The 22,856-nt window shown below is 42.1% G+C and carries 25 protein-coding genes; 5 read left to right on the top strand and 20 right to left on the bottom strand.

Annotated elements, in window-relative coordinates:
• Positions 1-84: 84 nt before the first annotated feature.
• Complete coding sequence (locus DDV21_RS03060; RefSeq protein ID WP_116878980.1) at positions 85-633, bottom strand: tRNA (cytidine(34)-2'-O)-methyltransferase; 549 nt, start codon at positions 631-633, stop codon at positions 85-87.
• Between the two features lie 300 nt (positions 634-933).
• On the opposite strand from DDV21_RS03060, the gene DDV21_RS03055 reads away from it, so the two are divergent.
• From DDV21_RS03055 to DDV21_RS03045, 3 genes are all read left to right on the top strand, one after another.
• A complete protein-coding gene (locus tag DDV21_RS03055; protein ID WP_117287765.1) occupies positions 934-1,884 on the top strand; it encodes an IS30 family transposase in 951 nt (316 codons plus the stop codon).
• Positions 1,885-2,062: 178 nt separating this feature from the next.
• Positions 2,063-3,412 carry a Trk system potassium transporter TrkA gene (gene trkA / locus DDV21_RS03050; RefSeq protein ID WP_116878036.1) on the top strand — a complete coding sequence of 450 codons (1,350 nt, stop codon included), beginning with the start codon at positions 2,063-2,065 and terminating at the stop codon, positions 3,410-3,412.
• A 3-nt stretch (positions 3,413-3,415) separates the two neighbouring features.
• Positions 3,416-4,855 (top strand): TrkH family potassium uptake protein, encoded by a 1,440-nt coding sequence (locus DDV21_RS03045; RefSeq protein WP_116878037.1) that lies wholly within the window; start codon positions 3,416-3,418, stop codon positions 4,853-4,855.
• Between the two features lie 111 nt (positions 4,856-4,966).
• Here the strand turns inward: DDV21_RS03045 and yidD are convergent, their stop codons facing one another.
• From yidD to DDV21_RS02970, 14 genes are all read right to left on the bottom strand, one after another.
• Positions 4,967-5,221: a membrane protein insertion efficiency factor YidD gene (gene yidD / locus DDV21_RS03040; RefSeq protein WP_374936034.1), complete on the bottom strand. Its 255-nt coding sequence runs from the start codon at positions 5,219-5,221 to the stop codon at positions 4,967-4,969.
• Positions 5,218-5,943 carry a pseudouridine synthase gene (locus tag DDV21_RS03035; RefSeq protein ID WP_116878038.1) on the bottom strand — a complete coding sequence of 242 codons (726 nt, stop codon included), beginning with the start codon at positions 5,941-5,943 and terminating at the stop codon, positions 5,218-5,220. Before DDV21_RS03035 ends, yidD begins: the two co-directional genes overlap by 4 nt.
• A 29-nt stretch (positions 5,944-5,972) precedes the next feature.
• Positions 5,973-6,521 carry an SMC-Scp complex subunit ScpB gene (gene scpB / locus DDV21_RS03030; protein WP_116878039.1) on the bottom strand — a complete coding sequence of 183 codons (549 nt, stop codon included), beginning with the start codon at positions 6,519-6,521 and terminating at the stop codon, positions 5,973-5,975.
• A 6-nt stretch (positions 6,522-6,527) separates the two neighbouring features.
• Complete coding sequence (locus tag DDV21_RS03025; RefSeq protein WP_116878040.1) at positions 6,528-7,232, bottom strand: segregation/condensation protein A; 705 nt, start codon at positions 7,230-7,232, stop codon at positions 6,528-6,530.
• A complete protein-coding gene (xerD, locus tag DDV21_RS03020; RefSeq protein ID WP_116878041.1) occupies positions 7,232-7,975 on the bottom strand; it encodes a site-specific tyrosine recombinase XerD in 744 nt (247 codons plus the stop codon). Before xerD ends, DDV21_RS03025 begins: the two co-directional genes overlap by 1 nt.
• The gene (gene cbpB / locus DDV21_RS03015) at positions 7,968-8,432 is read right to left on the bottom strand and encodes a cyclic-di-AMP-binding protein CbpB (RefSeq protein WP_116878042.1); all 465 of its coding nucleotides are present in this window, start codon (positions 8,430-8,432) and stop codon (positions 7,968-7,970) included. Before cbpB ends, xerD begins: the two co-directional genes overlap by 8 nt.
• Positions 8,429-8,950, bottom strand: a complete 522-nt coding sequence (locus DDV21_RS03010) for a metallophosphoesterase (RefSeq protein ID WP_116878043.1) — start codon at positions 8,948-8,950, stop codon at positions 8,429-8,431. Before DDV21_RS03010 ends, cbpB begins: the two co-directional genes overlap by 4 nt.
• Positions 8,926-9,909, bottom strand: coding sequence for a nucleoside-triphosphate diphosphatase (locus DDV21_RS03005; protein ID WP_116878044.1), 984 nt, complete (start codon positions 9,907-9,909; stop codon positions 8,926-8,928). Before DDV21_RS03005 ends, DDV21_RS03010 begins: the two co-directional genes overlap by 25 nt.
• Positions 9,906-10,706 carry a glutamate racemase gene (gene racE / locus DDV21_RS03000; protein WP_116878045.1) on the bottom strand — a complete coding sequence of 267 codons (801 nt, stop codon included), beginning with the start codon at positions 10,704-10,706 and terminating at the stop codon, positions 9,906-9,908. Before racE ends, DDV21_RS03005 begins: the two co-directional genes overlap by 4 nt.
• A 505-nt stretch (positions 10,707-11,211) precedes the next feature.
• Complete coding sequence (locus tag DDV21_RS02995; protein WP_067059892.1) at positions 11,212-11,454, bottom strand: YneF family protein; 243 nt, start codon at positions 11,452-11,454, stop codon at positions 11,212-11,214.
• Between the two features lie 171 nt (positions 11,455-11,625).
• Complete coding sequence (locus DDV21_RS02990) at positions 11,626-12,870, bottom strand: diaminopimelate decarboxylase (protein ID WP_116878046.1); 1,245 nt, start codon at positions 12,868-12,870, stop codon at positions 11,626-11,628.
• Positions 12,871-13,145: 275 nt separating this feature from the next.
• Positions 13,146-13,835, bottom strand: coding sequence for a Bax inhibitor-1/YccA family protein (locus DDV21_RS02980; protein ID WP_116878048.1), 690 nt, complete (start codon positions 13,833-13,835; stop codon positions 13,146-13,148).
• Positions 13,836-13,851: 16 nt separating this feature from the next.
• The gene (locus DDV21_RS02975; RefSeq protein ID WP_116878049.1) at positions 13,852-14,355 is read right to left on the bottom strand and encodes an HD domain-containing protein; all 504 of its coding nucleotides are present in this window, start codon (positions 14,353-14,355) and stop codon (positions 13,852-13,854) included.
• A gap of 36 nt (positions 14,356-14,391) precedes the next feature.
• On the bottom strand, positions 14,392-15,132 hold the full coding sequence (locus DDV21_RS02970; protein ID WP_116878050.1) for a TrmH family RNA methyltransferase: 741 nt from the start codon (positions 15,130-15,132) through the stop codon (positions 14,392-14,394).
• A gap of 324 nt (positions 15,133-15,456) precedes the next feature.
• On the opposite strand from DDV21_RS02970, the gene DDV21_RS02960 reads away from it, so the two are divergent.
• Together DDV21_RS02960 and yidC are read left to right on the top strand one after the other, a co-directional pair.
• On the top strand, positions 15,457-15,735 hold the full coding sequence (locus DDV21_RS02960; protein WP_116878052.1) for an acylphosphatase: 279 nt from the start codon (positions 15,457-15,459) through the stop codon (positions 15,733-15,735).
• Positions 15,736-15,817: 82 nt separating this feature from the next.
• Positions 15,818-16,735 carry a membrane protein insertase YidC gene (gene yidC, locus DDV21_RS02955; protein ID WP_116878053.1) on the top strand — a complete coding sequence of 306 codons (918 nt, stop codon included), beginning with the start codon at positions 15,818-15,820 and terminating at the stop codon, positions 16,733-16,735.
• Between the two features lie 295 nt (positions 16,736-17,030).
• Here yidC and greA read toward each other — a convergent pair whose 3' ends face one another.
• The 5 genes from greA to zapJ form a co-directional block, all read right to left on the bottom strand.
• Positions 17,031-17,513 (bottom strand): transcription elongation factor GreA, encoded by a 483-nt coding sequence (gene greA, locus DDV21_RS02950; RefSeq protein ID WP_116878054.1) that lies wholly within the window; start codon positions 17,511-17,513, stop codon positions 17,031-17,033.
• Between the two features lie 71 nt (positions 17,514-17,584).
• On the bottom strand, positions 17,585-19,210 hold the full coding sequence (gene mltG, locus DDV21_RS02945) for an endolytic transglycosylase MltG (RefSeq protein WP_116878055.1): 1,626 nt from the start codon (positions 19,208-19,210) through the stop codon (positions 17,585-17,587).
• Between the two features lie 96 nt (positions 19,211-19,306).
• Entirely contained in the window at positions 19,307-19,804 is a 498-nt protein-coding gene (locus tag DDV21_RS02940) for a GNAT family N-acetyltransferase (protein WP_116878115.1), read from the bottom strand.
• 550 nt (positions 19,805-20,354) lie between these two features.
• The gene (gene murC, locus DDV21_RS02935) at positions 20,355-21,686 is read right to left on the bottom strand and encodes a UDP-N-acetylmuramate--L-alanine ligase (protein ID WP_116878056.1); all 1,332 of its coding nucleotides are present in this window, start codon (positions 21,684-21,686) and stop codon (positions 20,355-20,357) included.
• A 545-nt stretch (positions 21,687-22,231) separates the two neighbouring features.
• Positions 22,232-22,837, bottom strand: a complete 606-nt coding sequence (gene zapJ, locus DDV21_RS02925) for a divisome accessory protein ZapJ (protein ID WP_116878058.1) — start codon at positions 22,835-22,837, stop codon at positions 22,232-22,234.
• Between the last annotated feature and the right edge of the window lie 19 nt (positions 22,838-22,856).

Here is a 22,856-nt window from a genome sequence, read left to right as displayed (position 1 = left end):
TTTGCTGTGATTGCAGTACTGTTCCTTCTCATTTCTGCTTCTGCAATATTGGCAGGGTATTCTCTGCCGGCTAAAGGGAAAGGCTTATTTCAGCTTATCTTGCTCGTAAGTATGGGAGAGCTCTAAATCAGGAAAACCTTGCTGCCTGAGAGCTTCATAGATGACCATACAGACCGCATTAGACAGATTGAGGCTCCTGACATGCTCATCATTCATGGGAATCCGCAGAGCCTGTTCAGCATATGCTCTCATAAAAGGTTCAGGCAGCCCCTTATCCTCACGGCCGAAGATAAAATAATGCGGCTGACGGTCATCATAATTTTCTTCGGCATAATTTTTTTCTGCAAACTTACTGATGAGATGGACAGCCCCTTGGCATTTATCCATAAATTCCTCTAAACTGTCATAAAAAGTGATATCCAGTTTATCCCAATAATCTAAGCCAGCCCGTTTCATTTTTTTATCATCAACCGGAAAGCCCATCGGACGAATGATGTGAAGAGGGGTATTTGTAGCAGCACAGGTCCGGGCGATATTGCCTGTATTAGCCGGAATCTGGGGCTCAAAAAGGACAGCATGGTTCCTCCGACTGTCAGAATGATGATGATGCCGGCTCAGTTCTTCTATATTCATTATTCCATCACGCTTTCTTCTAAACATAAAAATAACCACACTGCCCGGAGTCAAGCTCAGCAAACAATGTGGTTGTGGTGATTCGTTTTCTTAAATCATAACAGGTTTGATTTAAACCAACGAATACTTATAATGATATTATAACACTTTGACATTTAAAGTCAACGTATTTGACGCAAAAATGTTCTTTTTTCATCATTTTTTTGAAAAAGTTCTAAAATGAAGTTAGCCACTTAGATGCAAAAAAACACCTCTATGTTACACTTGTAGTTGACGAAAACACAAGTAAAGGACATAGAGATGCAAGACCATTATACACCAACAGGCAAGCACTTGACAATAGCTGATCGCCGCTTGATTGAACGCTGGAAGCAAGAGGGGAAATCTAATCGTGAGATTGCAGGTCTCTTAGGCAAAGCTCCTCAAACGATTAACAACGAGATGAAATGTGGACTGGTCCTCCAACAGGTGCGTAAGGGGAAGTTTGAGAAGCTTTATAGGGCGGATAGAGCTCAGGAAGTGTATGAGATTAATCGAAAAAATAGCCGTAAAGCTGTTAGTCTCACGAAGAAAGTCAAGGAAACCATTGTCCACTACATCAAGCTGAAGTGGTCACCTGAGATGATGTCAAAACGTAAAGTCAACGTCCCACAATCCACCATCTACTACTGGATGGACAAGGGGTACCTGGGGCTGACTAAGGCAGATAGGCTGTATCCAAGAAAAGGCAAAGCCCCTAAGAAAACAGCCAGTCCTAATTTCATGCCTGTTGGAAAGTCGATTGAGGAGCGGCCTGAAGCGATCACTCAACGACTGGAGGCTGGGCATTATGAGATTGATACGGTCGTTCAGACACGGGCTAAAGCGCCTTGCTTTCTGACATTAACAGATCGAAAAACCAGGTATGAAATCATTCGTTACTTGCCCAGTAAGACAGCACAAGCCGTTAACGAAGCCTTGTCGAGCATTTTACAGGAATATCAGATCACGTCAATCACAGCTGATAATGGGGCAGAATTTGCTAGATTAAGCGAGATTTTTAGTGAAGAGAAGATCTACTATGCTCACCCTTATTGCTCTTGGGAAAGAGGCTCTAATGAGAATCACAACCGTCTTATTCGACGTTTCCTACCCAAGGGAAAAACAAAAGCGACCAGAAAACTGGCCACTCAGATTGAATGGTGGATAAACAATTACCCCAAACGAATATTAAACTACAAGACACCTAGAGAAATTGTATTCAGTGGCTAACTTCAACTTGAAATTTAGCATTTTTTTGAAAATAGTAAAAAACGGCTTGAAAACCCCTGAATCGCCCTACTTACAGGATTGGCAGCAAAAGATACTGCACTCAGGCTGATTTTAGAGGAAATCAGTAGTATTTTAAGGAAAAAAGGAGTATGATAGATGATATAAACTGGAGGTTGTCATGAGAATAATTGTTGTTGGCGGAGGAAAGGTCGGAACGGCTCTCTGCCGTTCGCTTGTTGAAGAAGGACACGACGTTATCCTGATTGAAGAAAAAGAGGCAGTCTTAAAGACTATCACCAAGCACTATGACATCATGGGCATTGTCGGCAACGGCGCTAATTTCAAAATTTTGGAGCAGGCTGATGTGAAAGACTGTGATATTTTTATTGCTATTACTGACAAAGACGAAGTCAATATGATTGCTGCGGTTCTCGCTAAAAAGATGGGGGCCAAGGAAACGATTGTCCGAGTCCGCAATCCCGAATACTCCAATCCTTATTTCAAAGAAAAGAACTTTCTCGGTTTTTCTCTGGTCGTCAATCCTGAGCTGCTGACAGCGCGTTATATCGCTAATTCCATCGATTTTCCCAACGCCCTGTCTGTCGAACATTTTGTCAATGGCCGGGTCATGCTGATGGAATTCAAAGTGACTGACGGCAGCAAGCTCTGCAAAATGACGCTCAGCCAGTTTCGTCAGAAATTCAGCAATGTTGTTATCTGTGCTATCGAGCGTCAGGGACAAATTATTATCCCTGACGGCGAAGCTACGATTACAACAGGTGACAGAATTTTTGTTACCGGTAACCGGGTCGAAATGGTTCTCTTTCATAATTTTGTTAAAGCAAAAACGATTAAAAATATGATGATTATCGGTGCGGGGCGGATTACCTATTACCTGCTCAATATTCTGAAACATGCAAAACTCCATCTTAAGTTAATTGAAATCAATTCTGAACGGGCAGAATTTTTCAGTCAGGAATTCCCCAATGTGCATGTTGTGCAGGGAGATGGAACGGTTAAGAGTTTTTTGCTGGAAGAAAGTGTGTCCAGCTTTGATGCTGTCGCTACCCTGACAGGCGTTGATGAAGAAAATATTATCGCCTCAATGTTTTTAGAAACATTGGGCATTCAAAAAAATATTACCAAGGTTAACCGCACCAGTCTTTTAGAAATTATTGATACAGACCAGTTTTCCAGTATCGTCACACCTAAAAGCATCGCTGTCGACAGTATGATGCATTTTATCCGCGGCCGAGTCAATGCTCAAGATTCTAATCTTGATGCTATGCACCATGTTGCCAACGGGCAAATCGAAACACTGCAGTTTGAAATTCGGGCTAAAAACAAAATGGCTGGTAAAACATTGGCTTCCCTCAAACTGAAAAAGGATGTGCTAATCGCTGCCATTATCCGCAAGGGCAAGCCGATTTTCCCAACAGGGGACGATGTTTTTGAGGTGGGCGACAAAATTGTTGTTGTTACCCTTTTAAAAAATGTCACCCACATCTATGATTTATTAGCGAGGTAGATTATGAATAAAAGTATGGTTCGCTATCTCCTCTCAAAATTACTCTTGATCGAAGCTGCTCTGCTGATTGTTCCGCTGATTGTGGCGGCTCTTTATCGGGAAGAAAGCGCTGTTTTTCTCAGTATTCTGGCAACCATGGGACTGCTTTTCCTGCTGGGCGGCTTGGGTGTCCTTATCAAGCCGAAAAACTATCGTATATACACTAAAGAAGCCCTGCTGATTGTTGCCTTGTGCTGGGTTCTCTGGTCCTTTTTCGGAGCTCTCCCTTTTGTCTTTACAGGACAGATTCCCAATCTTATAGATGCTTTCTTTGAAACGAGCTCAGGTTTCACCACAACCGGAGCAACCATTCTGGCTGATACGGCTGTCCTCTCGCCCGCTCTTATGTTTTGGCGCAGTTTTGCCCACCTAATCGGAGGGATGGGGGTACTGGTTTTTGCTCTGGCGATTATGGAGAACAGTAAAAACAGCCATTTAGAGGTCATGAGGGCAGAAGTTCCGGGACCTGTCTTTGGTAAGATGGTTTCCAAATTAAAAGATACCGCCCAGATTCTTTATATTATCTATTTAGCCATGTTTGCCGTCTTCACCCTTATTCTTTGGCTGGCCGGTCTCCCTTTCTACGACAGCCTGATTACAGCGATGGGGACTGCAGGAACCGGTGGTTTTGCTGTCTATAATGACAGTATTGCCCACTATGACAGCTCTTTAATAACCAATCTGGTTTCTTTAGGAATGCTGGCTTTCGGCGTCAATTTTAACCTTTATTATTTTCTTTTGCTAAGAAAGTTTAAAGTTTTTTTCAAAGATGAGGAACTGCATACCTATATCAAAATTGTCTTAGTTGCTGCAGGACTGATTGCCTTCAATGTCTTAGGGCTTTATGATAATGTCAGACAGGGACTGGAGTATGTCTTTTTCCAAGTTTCAGCAACGATTACTACTACAGGTTATGGTATTACAGATATCAGCGGCTGGCCGCTTTTTTCTCAAATCATCCTGCTGCTGCTCATGTTTGTCGGGGGATCGGCAGGCTCTACAGCCGGCGGTTTCAAGGTGATGAGATCCTTAATCCTGACTAAGATTACCAAAAACCAAGTGCTGTCAACCCTTTATCCTAATCGCATGATGTCGCTGCATATCAATCATGAAACGATTGATAAGGAGACCCAGCACGGTGTCTTAAAATATCTGACACTCTATGTGATTTTTCTGCTGGGGCTGGTCTTCTTTTTATCACTGGATAATAATAATTTTATGACCGTTTTCAGTGCCGCCGCTTCATGTATGAACAATATTGGACCCATGCTGGGGACAACTGATAACTTTGCCATCTTCAGCCCCTTCTCCAAAGTCCTGCTGTCCTTTGCCATGATTGCTGGACGCTTAGAAATTTACCCTATGCTGCTGTTCTTCATTCCAAAAACCTGGTCGAAAATTTAAAAGCTCTTTGATAAAGCTGCTATCAACAAATACTGACAGATTATACCGGGGGTGTCCCTCGCTAAAAATGCTTTAAAAATCCCCACAGGACGCTGTCCTGTGGGGATTTGCTTATTCTTTTGATGACTCCTTGCGGTTTCTTCTGAAACTGAAATGATCCGGAACCGGGTCTTTCCCGCCTTGAACAAAGGGATGGCAGCGTAAAATACGGGCCAGACCCATGAGAACCCCTTTAAAACCATGTTTTTCAATCGCTTCAATCATATAGTTTGAGCAGGTCGGCCGGTAGCGGCAGGAAGCGGGGAAAAGCGGGGAAATATAGGTTTGATACAGACGGACTAAGCTAATAAGCGCTGTTTTAATCATTGGCTGCTGTTAACAGCCAGATTATAGAGTCGGCTGACCTCTTTTTTGCTGAGACGGCGGAATTCTCCCGGTTTTACCCCCTTTAAATCAAGACTGCCAAACTGCACTCTTGAAAGTTTTTCAACCGGAAGCCCGACAGCTTCAAACATTTTTTTTACCTGATGGTTACGGCCTTCATGAATGGTCAGCTCAACCACTGAACGCTTCTTCTCAGCATCCGTTTTCACAATGCGGTAACGTGCAGGTGCTGTTTTTTGTCCGTCAATTTCAAGTCCCTTCGTAAGGGGACGCAGTTTTTCTTTAGTAGCAATGCCTTGTAAGCGCGCCGAATAGACTTTATTAATTTTATTGCGCGGATGAATCATTTTATCGGTAAAATCACCATCATTTGTCAGCAGCAGCAGACCGGACGTATCCCAGTCCAAGCGGCCGACGGGGTATATGCGTTCCTTGACCTCAGGTAAGAGCTCAACAACCGTTTTGCGGCCTTTTTCATCAGAAACACTGGAAATTGTCCCCCGCGGTTTATTAAGGAGATAATAGACCTTTTCTTCATTATAGATTGGCTGCCCTTTGACAGCAACCTGATCACCGGATTTAACAAGGGTTGCCAATTCTGTTACAACCTGTCCGTTAAGGGTCACTACCCCCTCTTTAATCAGCTCTTCGGCCTTCCTTCGGCTTGCCAGACCGGCATGGGCGATATATTTATTAATTCTCATGATCTTGTCCTTCTGTTTCTGTTACTGAGTCAAGCCTGAGTAAAAAGTGCAGTTTCTTCATCTTTAATTTCAATACCGGAAATATCCGGAAGCTCTTCTAAATGATTGATTCCCATATAATCTAAGAAATAATCTGTCGTAGCATAAAGGTTGGGGCGGCCTAGAACTTCTTTCTTCCCAACTTCCTGAATTAAACCAAAAGCCTGAAGCTTGCTCAGCGCACCGCTGGAATTCACCCCGCGGATATCGTCAATTTCAATACGGGTCAGAGGCTGCTTATAAGCGATAATAGACAGAACTTCTAAGCTTGCACGGGACAAACTTTGATTAATCGGAGCTCTGGCATATTTCCTCAATACATCTGCAAATGCAGGCTTAGTGACCAGTTTATATGTCTTTGCCGTTTCTTTCAGGCAGAGACTGCTGTTTTCATCTTTTTGGTATCTCTGCTCTAATTTTTCTAACTGCTGCTGCAGCGCAGTCGGCGACAGATCAAGCAGAACAGCTAAATCTCTCAAGCTCAGCCCATCTTCGCCGGCGACAAACAGCAAAGCCTCAATTTGAGATAAATAAGTCATCCTTTTCTAGGCTCCTTTTCGTAAAATAATCCGGCCAAAATTAGCTTCCTGTTCCACATTAATATGCTGAAGCTTAATTAATTCAAGTGCAGCTAAAAAAAGTGTAATCGCCTCCTGCAGGCTGCCGCAGTCAGCAAAGACAGCAGTCAGGGCTAGGGCAGGTTCTTTATCTAAACGGCTGTTCAGCAAAGCCATCATATCCTCAATCCGATAGTCATCCTTTTCAATTACGGTATGACTGTTTTTTAATTCTTCTTGTTTGGCTGAAATGACTTGTGAAAAGGCCAGAAAAAGATCCATTGCAGATTTATCCTGCCTCAGGACAGCATCCTCAAAAATCAGCTCTTCTTTGGGTTTGCTGTAAAAGACAGCCCGTTTTTCATGCTGAAGAGCCAATTCATCACTTAAAGCTTTAAAGCGCCGATACTCCTCAATCTGGCTCAGCAGCTCCAGCTCCGGATCCTCTTCCTCAACTGCCGGTTCAGCAACTTTTGGCAGGAGCTTGCGGCTTTTTATCAGCATAAGCTGGCTGGCCATGACCATATAATCTCCAGCGATCTCCAGCTTCATTGCCTGCAGAGTTTCAATATAATCTAAATACTGCTCAATCACTTCAACAATCGGTACATCGTAAATATCCATCTCATATTTTGAAACCAAATGCAAAAGTAAATCCAAAGGGCCTTCAAAATCTTTTAGTTTTATATCCATCAGTCTTTATAATATTTCTCCAAAGTCAATGGGCTTTTGAGTCCCATACTGCGGCTGAGCTGAGCCGGTGTTTTACCCTTAGCTTTCTGCGCAAGAATAAACTGTTCCCGCAAAGCCTGGGCTGTTAATTCCGACTGGCCAATCTCGGACAAATAGGCTTTCAGCTGGTTAAAAAACCACTGGCGGGAATAAACGGAGCCCTGATGTTCAAAGAGATAGGTTTTATCACCGGTAGAAAATGCCACTAAAAAAGGCAGCAGCTTGTCAGAAAATTCAATAATCCGAACAAAACCGGCTTTATCAACACGCAAAACCTTTAGGGCAGTATCGATATTTTTGACTGTCAGCCTTTGAATTTCAGCAGGGGACAGACCGGTCTCAATAATCAGCAGAGCAATTAGCTGTCCGCAGGCATTCTGACTCCTCTGATAAAAACAGGCAAAATCCAGCAGGGCGGGCACTGCCGTTCGAGGCGGCAGCTTATCCTTGACCTGCAGCCTGTAAAAATGCTCAAGTTTTTGATTAGTATAGAGGAAATATAAAAATTGGTTGACCGCAGAAATTTTTCGTTTTTTTGCTGAAACTTTCAGACCGGACAAAGACTGTTCATACAAGGCCAGCCGTTCTTTATTAATACGGCTGCCGACAGTCTGGCTGAACTGCTGCAAATCGTAATAATAAGATTTTTGCGAATTTAAAGAGAGAGATTTGCTGGCTACAAAAGCTGCGATTAAATCATTCATGAGGCGTTATTGTATAAAAGTCCGTAAAGTTATGTAAAAGACTGTTGACAGCTTTCAAAATGGATTTGCGCGTGATAATGCCGGCAAAAACATCTGAATTGTCAACAACAGGCAAAAACGGATTATCAACTAATTTATGCATAATTTCTGTTAAATCAGAATGGTCGCTAATAGTATCAATCCGAGTATTAACCATGTAAGCAATGTCAGTCTGAGCTAATTCTGCTTCTGTCAGCTGCTGCTCCGCCTGATAAGCCATAATGTCAGCTATACTGATTGTCCCAACATAGTTTTTATCTTTGGTAATCACAGGTACGCGGGCATAGCCATTATTAACCAGCAGAAGCATAACATGGTCTGCATTATGGGTATCAATAAAGATAGCCAGTTCATCCGCAGGTATCAAGTAACTGTCCAGCTGATTCAACAAAAAGTCTTCAAATTCTTTAGCAATCATCGTATAAATTCCTTTGAAAGTGCTGGGTAGAGCTGATGCTCACGCGTATAATAAGTGACTTTAATGGTATCATCATCAATAACCAGTTTGGCATACAGCTTTTCATTGATTTCCCCGCGCGGCTGTAGAACACTGCCGGGATTGATAAAAACGATACCTTCTTCCTGCCAGGCAGCAGGCCGATGAAGATGCCCATACAAACAGATATCTGCTGCCGCTTCCTGTGCGAAATAAATCAAGTTATCCCAGGTAAAATTAATATGATAGAGATGGCCGTGAGTCTGAGCAACTGTAAAATTAGAGAAAGGGAGGACCAGATTATTGGGATAACCGCTGTCATAATCACAATTTCCGGCTACGACATAAATACCGTCCCAAATGCTGTCTGAACTTGGCAGTTCAGAATCACCATTATGGAAAATGGCATCTGCTTTTCCCAAGTAGCGTTCCTTAATATCTCTAACAATTTCACGGTCACCGTGAGAGTCGCTCATTACAATGAATGTTTTGCTTGCCATTCTGGAAACACCTCCATCAGCTTTTTAACGGCTAAAGCCCTGTGTGATACCTGATTTTTCTCTGCACTTGACAGCTCTGCGGCCGTCCGCCCTGTTTCTCCAACTAAAAATAAAGGATCATAGCCAAAACCATTTTTTCCTTTAGGCTGCAGGGCAATATACCCTGGCCAGTCAGCTTCTACTATCAGACTGTCCTTCCCCGGCGCCGCCACAGCTAAAGTCGTATGAAACTGTGCGGAGCGGTCTTTTTCTTCAAAAACCATAGCCAGCTCGTGCAAAAGCTTACGATTATTTGACTCATCATCAGCATCGGAACCGGAAAAACGAGCTGACCACACCCCAGGAAGTCCTCCTAAAACATCTACTTTCAAACCTGAATCATCTGCCAAAACCGTTTTTCCGGTAAGTTCGGAAATCGTTTCTGCTTTTAAGCGGGCGTTCTCTTCAAAAGTAGTTCCTGTTTCAGCAACCTCCGGTAAATCGGGGTAATTGTTCAGATTTTCTACCTTAAGTCCCATTTTAGCAAACATATCTGAAAATTCCTTGGTTTTACCTTCATTATGTGTCGCAATAAGGACAGTATCTCCAAAAGAGTCTGCAGTAAAAAAGGCAGACACAGCTAAACCGGATTGGGGCAGGTGAACCATTAAAAGCTGTCCTTCTTCTATAAGCAAAACAGCTCCTTGATGCTGCTTAACTTCCAAGTGGCGGTCTAATTCCTGATTAATCATCTCGGCAATGAAAGCCAGCAGACGAAAAGGGGAGCTGAAACGCAGTAGCTGAATATTGTCAGCAGCTGAAGCTTTGTTTCCCCTGACCGGAAGAAATCCTGACAGATTATACTGAATCCTCAGAATTTCCTCACTTAAAGGGATGAAACCGCCAAAGGAAAAACTTCCTGTCCATCGGCCAATAAACCAGTCTTTATCGTCTTTATATTCATAAATTCTGTCACTCATAGCTTTACATGCTCCACCTCTATTTTTTGCCCCAGCCAGTTGTCAGCAATGTCTTTAAAGTTTTCGCGGCCGGCCGTTGTGAAAAAACGGTGAACCGGCCTTTCATCTGCTAATTCACGTCTGCGGTTAATTTGAAAATAATTCAAAAGAACCGAGATATCGCGGACACACTCTGCACCGCTGTCAATCAATTTAACGTCCTGTCCCATCGCATTTTGAATCAAGGGACGCAGCAGGGGATAGTGAGTACAGCCTAAAACCAAAGTATCCACTCGACCGGACAGAGGAGCCAACGTTTCATAAACAATTTTTTTAGCAACACTGGAAAAAATTTCATTTGACTCTACTATCGGAACAAACTTAGGGCAGGCTAAACTGATGACCTCCATCTGCGGTGCCAGTAAGTTAATTTTATGCTTATAAATGTCAGACTGGACGGTCATCGGAGTGCCGATAACCCCTATTTTCCCCTTAACAGTTGACTTAATCGCGGCGCTCGATCCCGGCAGTATAACTCCTAATACCGGAATATCAAGTTTCTCTTTAACCTCTTCCCAAGCAACTGCCGTTGCTGTATTACAGGCAAAAACAATCATTTTTACATTTTTCGTTAAAAGAAACTGCACCAGCTCCCATGTATACTGCCGAATCTGTTCAGCAGGACGCGGGCCGTAAGGCGTACGGGCTGAATCGCCGATATAGACAATTTCTTCATGAGGAAGTTGACGCATCAGCTCCCGAACTACTGTCAGCCCACCCACACCTGAATCTAAAAAACCAATCGGTCTATTATCCATAACTATTCCTAACAAGATACAAAGGCCGTGAAGAAATCCGTATGAAAAGACGGTAAGTCCGGAAATCTGTGATTTCGCAGACGCCCCTCTGCCAAGATGACTAGAAGGGTGCGGTCGGCTGTTAAGACGACAAAGCCTTCAGTCAGCTACGGCTAGCTAACTATGAAGTCTGCACCTGATGGCACGTCTCTTTTTCATTAGGATTTTAGGCCGTGTTCAATTCATCAAGATACAAAGGCCGCTGCTTTTCCGCCATAAAAACCAAAAAGGCCCAACGGACCTTTTCCCTTAGTTTTGATAAATAAACAGGGCTCTGTAACCAAAGGCTAAAAATAACGGTCCTGTTATTTTCGTAAAATCAATTCTGCCCACAATATAATTGCTCTAAACAATTGGTCAACAGAGGAGGCCATAAAAACAGCAAAACCTTTACTCTAAAATAAAACCAGCTTGCCTGTTCCCAATTTTATATTTAAGATAATCCTTTCAAATCAGCCGTAAAAAATTATTTTTTACCTTTAGCCTGAGCTGCCTTTGACTGTTTGATGATATTTCGATACGTTTGCTGAATCTTAGCTTCATTTGGTTTTTGCCCCATTTGGCTCATCATCTCACGAATAGCATCTGGAGTCAGGCGCGGATGTTCCCCGATTTCCTTTTCAATTTGCTTTCGTGCAATAAAAACGCCGCCAACTAAGCCGGCCCCTAAAGCAATAATAATCAATAAAATCCAAACAAAAGTCGTCATACAGTTTTCTCTCCTACATTTTTTACACCACTTATTATAGCAGAAATGAAAGTGCTTTACAAATAATTGTCCTCTTATGCTCTTTAAAATTCAAAGCCAAGGTCTACTCTTCAATATAGAAAAAACGTAACAAAATCAAAGCAAAATAGCTTAAAGTTATAATGCAGGCAGTTATTCTTCAAAATTAAAGCCGTAAAGGGTGGCAAAGTAATCTTCAGGTTTTTCAGCCCGGCGAATCATTTTTGCCTGACCATCTTCCTGATAAAGAATTTCTGCCGAACGCAGACGGCCGTTATACTGGTAGCCCATCGAAAAACCATGAGCTCCAGTATCGTGAATCACAAGCAAGTCCCCTATTCGAACCTGCGGAAGTTCACGCCCTACAGCAAATTTATCATTATTTTCACAAAGCGAACCGACAACATCCACAACTTCCGGTTCCCCTTGAGGATTCGTCATATTGGTAATATGATGATAAGAACCATACATAGCCGGACGCAGCAGATTAACAGCTGAAGCATCTACTCCCACATAATCACGATAAGTCTTTTTACGATGGTGCACTCTGGTCACCAAAAGCCCGTGAGGTGCCAGCATAAAGCGACCAAGCTCTGTAAAAATTTTAAGATGCCCCAAACCGGCTGGCTGTAAAACAGTATCAAAAACCTGATGCACTTTTTGACCAATCAAGGCAATATCATTGGCTTTTTGCTCCGGCAAATAATTGACCCCCACACCGCCTGAAAGGTTAATAAAACTCAGCTCAATACCTACTTTGTTTTTTATTTCGACAGCTAATTCAAACAGCTCACTTGCTAATGTTGAGTAATAGTCGTTGGTCACTGTATTGGAAGCTAAAAACGAATGCAGACCAAACTCTTTGACCCCTGCAGCCTTTAATTCTTTAAAACCTTGCAGTAATTGTGCCTTAGTCATACCAAATTTTGATTCCTCAGGATGATCCATAATATCAGTGCCTAAAGCAAAGACACCGCCCGGGTTGTAGCGCAGGGAAATTGTTTCAGGAAGACCGGCGCTTTCTTTAAGAAAAGCGATATCCTCATAAGCATCCAGATTAATAATCGCGCCAATTTTTCGAGCATAGCGGTATTCATCTGCCGGTGTATTATTTGAAGAAAACATAATATCTGTAAAGCCGAGCTTATGGCTCATCAGCAACTCGACTTCAGTTGCACAGTCAACACCGCAGTTTTCCTCCTGCAAAATCTTTAAAATCGTTGGGTTTGGAGTTGCTTTGACAGCAAAATACTCTTTGAATCCCTTATTCCAGGAAAAAGCCTTATTTAGGGCACGCGCTTTTTCACGGATGCCTTTCTCGTCATAAAGATGAAAAGGTGTAGGAAATTCAGCGACAATCTTATCTAAATGTTCTTTACTGATAAAAGGTGTTTTCATTTTTGACTCCATTACAAAATATTAGCCCTATTATATCATAAATGATTAAAGGAATGATGAAAATTTTTAACATCTCATGTTTAATATAGATTGTCAGACTCAACCAGACCGTTACAATAATTGACTGTTTGACTACAGTATCAGATGATCTTCCATCTTTTTCCATGTATAAACTGTTTATAGAATACACGCAACGTTTTCTGCAAAAAAATAACCGAAGCAAAAGCTCCAGCTATTTGGATAAAGTCTTGTATCCCTCCTGTTAAGGCAGGCTATTACCTCCGATTGCCAAACAGACGCAGCAGATTGAGAAACAGGTTGATAAAATCAAGGTAAAGACTGAGCGCCATAGATACAGCCCAGCCATCACCGGCATTGCCGCCTGTTGCTTGGTAGACATGCTTGATTCTTTGGTTATCATAGGCAATCAGACCCGAGAAAATCAGAACCGACACAACACTGATGATATAACTCATCGTACCGCTGCCAATGAAAAGATTAATCAAGCTGGCAACAATAATACCAATCAGACCAGCTAATAAAGCTTTAGCCATTCCAGATAAATCTTTTTTAGTTGTTACCCCAATCAAAGCCATTACAAAGAAAACAGCTGCCGATGACAAGAAAGCCTGCAAAACCGTTGTTTGCGTATAAGCTACAATGATAAAGCTTAGTGTAAAGCCATTTAAAGCCGAGTAAGTTAAAAAAAGCGGAAGGGCGGCCGGTGTATTTTTTTGGGCAGCGCTGCTGGCAACCAAAACCAAAATCAATTCTGCAAAAATAGCACCGTAATAAACCCAAGGATAGTTGATCATCAAGGTAATCATATTATCTGTAAAAATGTAGAGCATCAAGGCTGAAACTAGAGCAGATAAACCGATTCCCATACCAACCAGACTGTAAATTTTAGCAAAAAAACGGTTTAAACCTGTGTCTGTTTGTGTATATATGATACTGTCATTCATATTAAAATCTCCATTTCTAATGATTGTGACTGCCTAGGAATTTCCGACTGAAGCGGCGGCGCTTCTGCCAAACTTTTCGCAAAGGCACTGTCGCCTCTTTTATGGCCCAATACTTGTCAACCATCGTGACTATATAGCCTTCTTTGTAACGAGGCGGAGCTACCGTTGCTCCCCACATATGTTTAAGAATAATATCTTCTTCTTTTTTATTCAGCTGGGTCAGTTTACGGGCGTTTTTCACAGCGATACGCGGGTGAACCCATGCATGGCTTTTGTTAAATTTGGTGACCCTCCAGTCGTAATAAAAAAAATCATGCAGCAGAGCTCCTCTGGCTGTACTTTTCTTATCCCAGCCCAACTTTCTGGCAATCCGAAAACTGGTATAGCTGACATTGATAGAATGCTCCAGTCGGGTCGAATGCTGATGCTGGACAATCCCATCAAGTTTTTGAAAACGCGGATGTCTGATCAAATGACCAACATGATTCATAAAATCCTGGTCTCGCTCATAATTCCTCATATTCAATCACCTCTGGCTTTATTATACCATACTCTCTTAAATTAAGCTGAAAATAATAATCCCGGCAGCAACAGCGACATTTAGACTTTCTGTTTCTCCCGGCATCGGGATATGAACCAGCCGGTCAGCCTTTTGCAGCAGCAGTTCAGAAATTCCTTGACCTTCATTGCCCATTATAAAGGCAAAATTATCTGTTTTAGGCAGTTTGCGGTAATCAAGAGCAGACTTTGCCAGAGATGTCGCAAAAACAGGAACAGCATGCTGCTGCAGCTGAGAACAAACCTCCAGAAGATTTGTTCGGTAAATAGGGATATAAAAATGGCTGCCCTGCATAGCCCGCAATGTTTTTTGATTGTAAATATCAGCTGATTTTTCAGAAATAAAAACGCCTGTAAGCCCTGCTGCAGCTGCAGTTCGGACCATAGTCCCAAGATTGCCGGGATCCTGAATATCATCCAGAAGTAAGAAACGCCCGGCGGTCCAATCAGGAAAAGCAGACTCCGGCATAGCGACTTCTGCTACAATTCCCTGCGGAGAAGGGGACTCTGTTAAAGTCTTTAAAACATCTTCTGTCACCAGCCTGACCTGCTCAAAACCTCTGACCCTATCTGCCAGTTCGCTAGTCACAAAAATATTGTTAAAGACAGCTCCTGCTTGCTCTGCCTCTGTAAATAAATGCCAGCCTTCAATCAAGTAAGAATGGCTGCGATGCTTTTTTTGCAGCAATTTTTTGGTTTTTTTGATGAGATTATTCGTTTTTGAGGTTATAATAGTCATATAGATATTATATCAAAAAATGGCTAAGATACAGATTTTTTCACGGCCTTTGTATCTTGTGAATTGAACACGGTCTAAACGCTGTGAGAGTACACAGGTAGCCCAAACTTGAAAATTAGAGAGTGAGAGAACCTTATGAACTAAGTTCTGCTCAACTTCTTGCCAGCCGTAGACGTCTGAAGGCTTTGTCGTCTTAACAGCCGACCGCATCCTTCTAGTCGTCCTGGCAGGGGTGCGTCTGCGAAATCAAAGATTTCGGACTTACCGCCTATTTTCTCTTTGCGTTCTTAACGGCCTTTGTATCTTAATATAAGGAGGTTTGATATGAAAAAAGTACGTTTGCTTGTTTCCGGACGTGTCCAAGGAGTTGGGTTTCGCTATTCAACCTATGCTTTAGCACTTGAAATAGGAGATATTTACGGCCGTGTCTGGAATAATGATGACGGAACAGTTGAAATTCTAGCTCAGTCGGATGATTCAGGAAAAATGGCTAAATTCATTCAGGAAATACGTAAGGGCCCGTCCCAATGGGCCAAGGTAAGTTACGTTGATGTGTCAGTAGGAAATTTTCCGGATTATACAGATTTTCGAATGGCCAATTAAAAATCCGTCTTTAGAACTATTGAGAATTTAAAGAAAAAAAAGTAAAATAGATAGGTATATTAAATTTTAAAGGAATAAAAAGGTGAAAAAGAATTTAAAACGTCTCTTACTATCAGGAACAGGAGCTGCGATGCTTCTGCTGCTTTCAGGCTGTGTCGGACGGGATGCCAGCGGCAATCCTAGTGGGATTATTTGGGATTTTTTAGGTCGCCCCATGACCGCAGCTATCGATTATTTTGCCAATAATATGGGACTGGGCTATGGTTTAGGCATCATACTTGTTACGATAATTGTCCGGACAATTATTCTGCCGCTTAATCTTCACCAATCCAAAAAAGCCAGCTATCAGTCAGAAAAAATGGCCTACCTTAAGCCAATCTTTGAACCGATTAATGAACGCATCAAAGAGGCTAAAACTCAGGAAGAAAAATTAGCCGCTCAATCGGAATTGATGGCTGCTCAGCGCGAAAACGGCGTCAGTATGCTGGGTGGTATCGGCTGTCTGCCGCTGCTCATCCAAATGCCTTTCATTTCTGCTCTGTATTTTGCTGCGCGTGAAGTTCCAAATAGCAATTTTCTCGGTATTAATTTAGCTGAGCGCAGTCTGGTGCTGACTGCTATCATTGCCGTACTTTACTTTTTGCAGTCTTGGCTGTCCCTCCAGGCTGTTGCTGAAGAGCAAAAAGCTCAAATGCGCACAACTATGTACATGATGCCGCTGATGATGGTAATGATGTCTATTTCCCTCCCGGCAAGTGTGGCCCTGTATTGGTTTGTCGGCGGTATTTTCAGTATTGCTCAGCAGCTGATTACAACCCACTTGATTCGTCCTAAACTCCGGCAGCAGGTTGAAAAAGAGTTCAAAGAGAATCCACCTAAAGCCGCTAAGTCAGCAAAGCGTCCCAAAGATGTTACTCCAGCAGCAGGCAGCAAAAAACAGGCTGCTATCTCTGCCAATAGACCCAAACGCAATGCTGGCAAACAAAAAAGAAGAAATTAATTCAATTTCAGACAGTAAAACAGCTGAGTAGATTCTCTCTCCTATAGAGAACAGCTCAGCTGTTTTTTTAGGACTGTCCTTTTTAGGGTCCACTCTATCATTCTATAAATAAAAGGCAGAGAAAATATGACAAGCATCTGTTTTCTCTGCCTTTATTTGTTTTAGAGGTCCTCCTCTTAAAAAAAGATATGACCAAGTTTTGAACTGCAGACACCTAGCCATCCTGACAGGGGTGCGTCTGCGAAATCGATGATTTCGGACTTCCCCCTTTTTATATGGCCTTTGTATCTTGGTGTTAAGCGGTTTTCTCAACACTGACGATCTCAACATCATAGCTGCCGGCAGGTGTTTCAATCGTAACCTGATCGCCTTTCTTTCTTCCAATAAGTGCTTGGGCAATCGGGCTCTCATTTGAAATTTTTCCTGAAAACACATCAGCACCAGTTGCACCGACAATTGCATAGGTATCCTTATCATTCGTTCCGATTTCCTGCACAACAACAGTTTTTCCAATAGCTACCTCATCTTTAGCAACGGCGTCACTGTCAATAATTTCTGCATAACGAATTTTTGTCTCCAGTGTTGAAATCTGACCTTCAACAAAGGCCTGCTCATCTTTAGCAGCATCATATTCACTGTTTTCCGAAAGGTCTCCATAAGAACGGGCAATTTTAATCCGTTCAACCACTTCTGGGCGGCGGACTAATTTTAATTCTTCAAGTTCTTGTTCAAGCTGTTCTTTTTCAGCGAGCGTCATAGGATAAGTTTTTTCTGTCATTTTTTGTTCTCTTTTCTATTTTTTGTTTTTACCAAAGTCAAACATGATGCGTTTCCACACCATGTTTGCTTTTAACTATCTGATGAAGATGATGAATCATCCAATTTACTGTTAATATATTTTTCAACATTGGCTTCATGCTCTTCTAAAGTTTCAGCAAAGTAAACTTCGCCAGTGGTAACATCTGCCACAAAGTATAAATACTTTGTATCAGACGGACTGATGGTCGCTTCAATTGCTGAAAGACTTGGGCTGTCTACCGGACCAGGCATCAAACCAGTATTGGTATAATCATTATACGGAGAATCAACGCTTGTGTCAATAGTAGCATCATCTTTAAGAGAAGTTTTCTCTCCCAGAGTCCCCAAGGCATACTGAACGGCAATATTACTCTGTAAAGGCATATCTGCATCCAAACGGTTATAGAACACACTGGCAATATTTCGGCGGTCTTCATCTGTAGCCCCCTCTTTTTCAACAAGAGAAGCTAAGGTAAGCACTTCATTGACAGTCATTCCTTTTTCTTCGATAGTCGAATAATACTCAGACATATAGGCATGACTTGTAGCAATCATCTCTTCGACCAGCTCTTCTAATGTCGTATTGTCGTAGTAATTATAAGTCGCTGGGAACAGGTAGCCTTCCAGCCGATAAACAGCCTTATCTGCACTTGGTAAACCAGCAAGGAGCTCAGGATATTTTTCAGTCATCCGTGCGATAAATTTCTCGTCTTTAACAAGAGCTAGAAAATCAGATTTTTTAAAAGGTGTGGCCTTTTTGTCACCAATGGTATTTTTGGTTATAGCCGTTGCAATCTGATCAATAGTATAGCCCTCTGTCACTAAAATTTTACCAAGTGCCGGTTCCTGCGGCTCAGCAGTTCCGCTCTCCTGCAAAATTTGTGAAATCTCATCTAAATCCATACTTTTCTGCAGATTATAATAACCGCTTTGAAAGTTACTGTAGTTTTTAAACTTCGTATAGTAATTAAAAATAGTTGCACTTTTAATTAAGCCGGCCTCTTCTAAAATCTGGCCAATATACTTATTACCGGAACCTTCAGGGATTTCTACTGTAACATAGTCTGTTGACTTTTTATCAACCGGAGCAATTCCGTCTGCAACATAGCGATAGGCAAAAAAGATAAAGGCTGCCAAAAGCAGAATAATGGCTAGAATAAGAACACGAGCAATTCTCTTAGCCATTTTATCTGTCTTCTGCTTCTGCCTCCGTCTTCTGCCAACTGTTGCTCTCTGTTCAGCTGCAGAAAAATCTTCTTGTTCAGCAGCTGAATCCGGCTTTTCTTCACCATCAGATTTCAGCTGCTCAGCTCTGTCCAAACTGGGCTGCTTCTTTTCAGCGGCATTATCTGCAGGAAAGGATTGAAAAGCATCTACATCCCCGACAGCCGCTGCTTCTTGAGAAGAACTGTCAGCGAAAGACAGTTCTGAATCAGCGGACTGCAGCCCTGTTTGCTTATCCTCAGGAAAAATAGGCTCCTTTTGCGGAATAGACTCATCATCGCCGGCCTTGTCGGCTACAAAATCAGCAGGGGCACTGCCAGCTGCTTCTTTTTGTGCTAAGGCTTCTTCCTGCTGTTTTCTGAGTTGATTGGCCTCTTCTAATTCAGCAAGAAGCTTTTCTTTAAAGTGTTTCAAATCTTGACTGTCTTGCTTATCATCCTTAAAATCGGTCAAAACACACCCTCCTCATCTTAATCAAACGCCATTATAACCCAAAAGCGGGATAAAAGCAACTGGATACTTTTTTGTCATCTATTCTTAATAAAAGGCTTACATATCATCCTGCAGATTTTCCCATACTAAATTATACCAAACAGAACCGCCATGCTGCGAAACTGATTCTCCTTCATCGGTAAAACCATTCATTTCATAGTAGGAGATTAAATAGTCATGGCAAGTCAGTGTAATCCCCTGACGTTTCTGAGCAAGCGATAAATCTTTCAAAGCCGCAAGCAGAGCTGTCCCAACACCTTGACCTTGATGAGCAGGTGCTACTGACAGACTTGTCACTGCAATAAACCCGCCCTGAGGAGGATTAGGCGCCACAGTGTGAAAAAGATCATCTGTCAGGTAACGCTGCGAAATCACCGGCCCTTCAATATAACCGACAACTTCCCCAGCAATTTCTGCAATAAGAAAGGTATCACTGATACAGCTGAGACGCTCCTTAATCGTTTGAGAATCCGCAGCCTCTTCCGGCGGAAAATTCGCTTGTTCTATACCGGAAACAGTAACCCAATCCTCTTCCTTTCCCTCCCTAATCAACAACATAAAAATTCCTCTCATCAAGATACAAAGGCCGTAAAAAGAGCAAAGCAAAAATAGGAGGCTGGACGAAGAACCGCAAGGTTCTAGGACAGACTATCTTTTTTGCACAGCTCTTAGGCCGTGTTCAGTTCCATCAAGATACAAAGGCCGTAAAAAGAGCAAAGCAAAAATGACGGTAAGTCCGAAATCTCTGATTTCGTAGACGCACCTCTGCCAAGACGACTAGAAAGCTGCGGTCGACTGTTAGGCGATAAAGCTTTCAGACGTCTACGGCTATTAACTTGAAATCAATTCTAAACTTAGCTATGTTTTTTTTGCACTGCTCTTAGGCCGTGTTCAATTCCATCAAGATACAAAGATGGTAAGAGGCAGGGACAAAAGTCCTGCCTCGCTTTACTTTTTTTAAACTTATGCATTTGGCGCAGTGGTTGATTGGAAGTTCTTATCCCTTATTGCACAAGGGATACCTAATCAACTGTGCGGAGACAGGACAGCAAAACCAAAGCGTCATTTTATGACAATTTACAATTTTTGTCCCACTCTCCAATAGTTATTGTGTATTTTTGGTCAGATTTGCCAAAAGTTCTTCAAAAGACCGTTCGTAAAGCTGAATATCTCCTGCTCCCATAAAAACATAGACGGCATCGTCATGGTCAAGCAGAGGCGAAACATTCTCAACCGTAACAACTTCGGAAGGCTTATTAATTTTTTGAGCTAAATCTTCCACTTTAACATCACCATTGTCTACTTCGCGCGCTGAACCATAAATTTGTGCTAAATAGACGCTGTCAGCTTCATTAAGAGCCTCAGCAAATTCATCCAGCAGAGCAATGGTGCGAGTAAAGGTATGCGGCTGAAAAATAGCGACAATTTCCTTACTGGGGTATTTTTGTCTGGCTGCATCAAGAGTGGCAATAATTTCGGTCGGGTGATGCGCAAAATCATCAATAATAACAGTCCCATTAATTACTTTTTCAGAAAAACGCCGTTTAACCCCTTTAAATGTTCTCAAATGCTGAGCAACCAAGTCCATATCAAATCCGGCAATGAAGAGATTGCCAATCACAGCTGTTGCGTTCAGAATATTATGGCGCCCATAGGCTGGAACATGAAAGTTACCGAGTACTTTTTCACCATATCTAACTTTAAAATCAGACCCATTTGTTGTACGAATAATATCATAAGCAATAAAGTCATCAGCAGGATCAAATCCATAATAATAAATAGGAGCCTCTGTCTTCAGACGCCTAAGATGAGGATCTTCGCCGTACACAAAAAGACCTTTTTGGACCTGCTGCGCATAATCACTAAAAGCATTAAAAACATCAGTAATGCTGGTAAAGTAATCAGGGTGATCAAAGTCAATATTGGTAATTATTGAATATTCTGGGTGATAAGGCATGAAGTGACGCTCATACTCATCTGATTCAAAAACAAAATATTTGCTGCCGGCCAGACCGCGTCCGGTCCCATCCCCAATAAGATAGGATGTATCAGTTATATTTTTTAGGACATGGGATAAAAGTCCGGTTGTTGATGTTTTCCCATGAGCACCAGCTACCCCGAAGCTGGTGAACTGTGTCATAAAGTCTCCAAGAAACTCATGATAACGTTTAAAGCCAAGACCGTTCTTAAGAGCATAAGCAACTTCAATATTGTTATCTGCACGAAAAGCATTGCCGGCAATCAGTTCCAAATCAGGTGTGATATTGGTTTCTGAAAAAGGAAGAACGGCAATACCAGCCTGTTCAAGCCCCCGCTGTGTGAAATAATATTTTTCCACATCGCTCCCCTGAACCTTATAGCCCATTTGCTGAAGCATAAGCGCAAGAGCGCTCATCCCTGAGCCCTTAATTCCAATAAAATGATAGGTCTTTGACATATTCACTCCTTAACCAAGATACAAAGGCCGTATAAAAATCCGTATGAAAATAGAGAAGGACGAGCGATGACCCACATCGCGGCGGACTTCATCTTTTTCACTAGGATTTTAGGCCGTGTTCAATTCACCAAGATACAAAGGCCGTTAAAAACGCAAAAGGAAAATAGGAGACTGACCACTGAGTCATTAAAAACTCAAGGGAAGTCTATCTTTTTCCCGCAGCGTTTAGGCCGTGTTCAATTCCACCAAGATACAAAGGCCGTGAAAAGCTCACAGCAAAAATAGGAAAACTGACGCTGAAAACTTAGTTTCTAGGAAGTTTTATCTTTTTTGCAAAGAGCTTAGGCCGTGTTCAATTCCATCAAGATACAAAGGCCGTTAAAAACGCAAAAGGAAAATAGGAGACTGACCGCTGAGTCATTAAAGACTCAAGGGAAGTCTATCTTTTTCCCGCAGCATTTAGGCCGTTCTGTTTACTCACAAAAAATTCCAGGCACTTTCACAGCCTTGCCTAAATGCCTGAAAAAACGTTTCGCTGTTCCTCATCAGTCCATCTCTGCAAAACGGGTCAGATTCAATTCCTGAGCTAACTGATGTTCCCTCTGCGTTTGTAGATCCTGTTTATTATAAATCTGACTGCGTTTGAGAAAATCATAAGTATTTTTTTGCGGTTTCGTCCGCGAAGAATTATCAGGTTCTGTATATACCCGAGGCAGTTCAGCTAAAATATAGGTTTCCTGATGAAGTTTTTCTGAAAAACGGCTCAGTTCATTATCAGACCGGCGGCTGGATTTGGGCTGAGAAACATAGGATGAGGACTGACGCTGAAAAGCAGGTTTGGCAGGCACTTTCGTTTCATTTGCTAAAAAAGTCCGGCGTTTTTCCTTAATATCGCGTCTTGCTTCTTCTTTCGCTTTCTGCGCATAAGATTTTCCTTCATTAACTGTCTGCAGGCGTTCAGGCGCCTTCTCCCTTACCCCCGGCGTTTGGTCAACAAAATTAAAATCCTTGGTCACATCAGTGAAGTCTTTGTCTTGATAAGGACCATGAATATTATTAATCAAATCTTCATTGTTATAAAGCCGCATGATTATCGGTTCTTGGGCGATTTGCTCATCATCTGCAACAAGAGGAAATTTTTTTCTCATCATATCAAGGCCGCTTCCTTTT

This window comes from Streptococcus chenjunshii (assembly GCF_003086355.1).
Lineage (GTDB): Bacteria > Bacillota > Bacilli > Lactobacillales > Streptococcaceae > Streptococcus > Streptococcus chenjunshii.
Note: the sequence above shows the minus strand (reverse complement) of the source record. Positions and strands in the feature narration are given on the sequence as shown.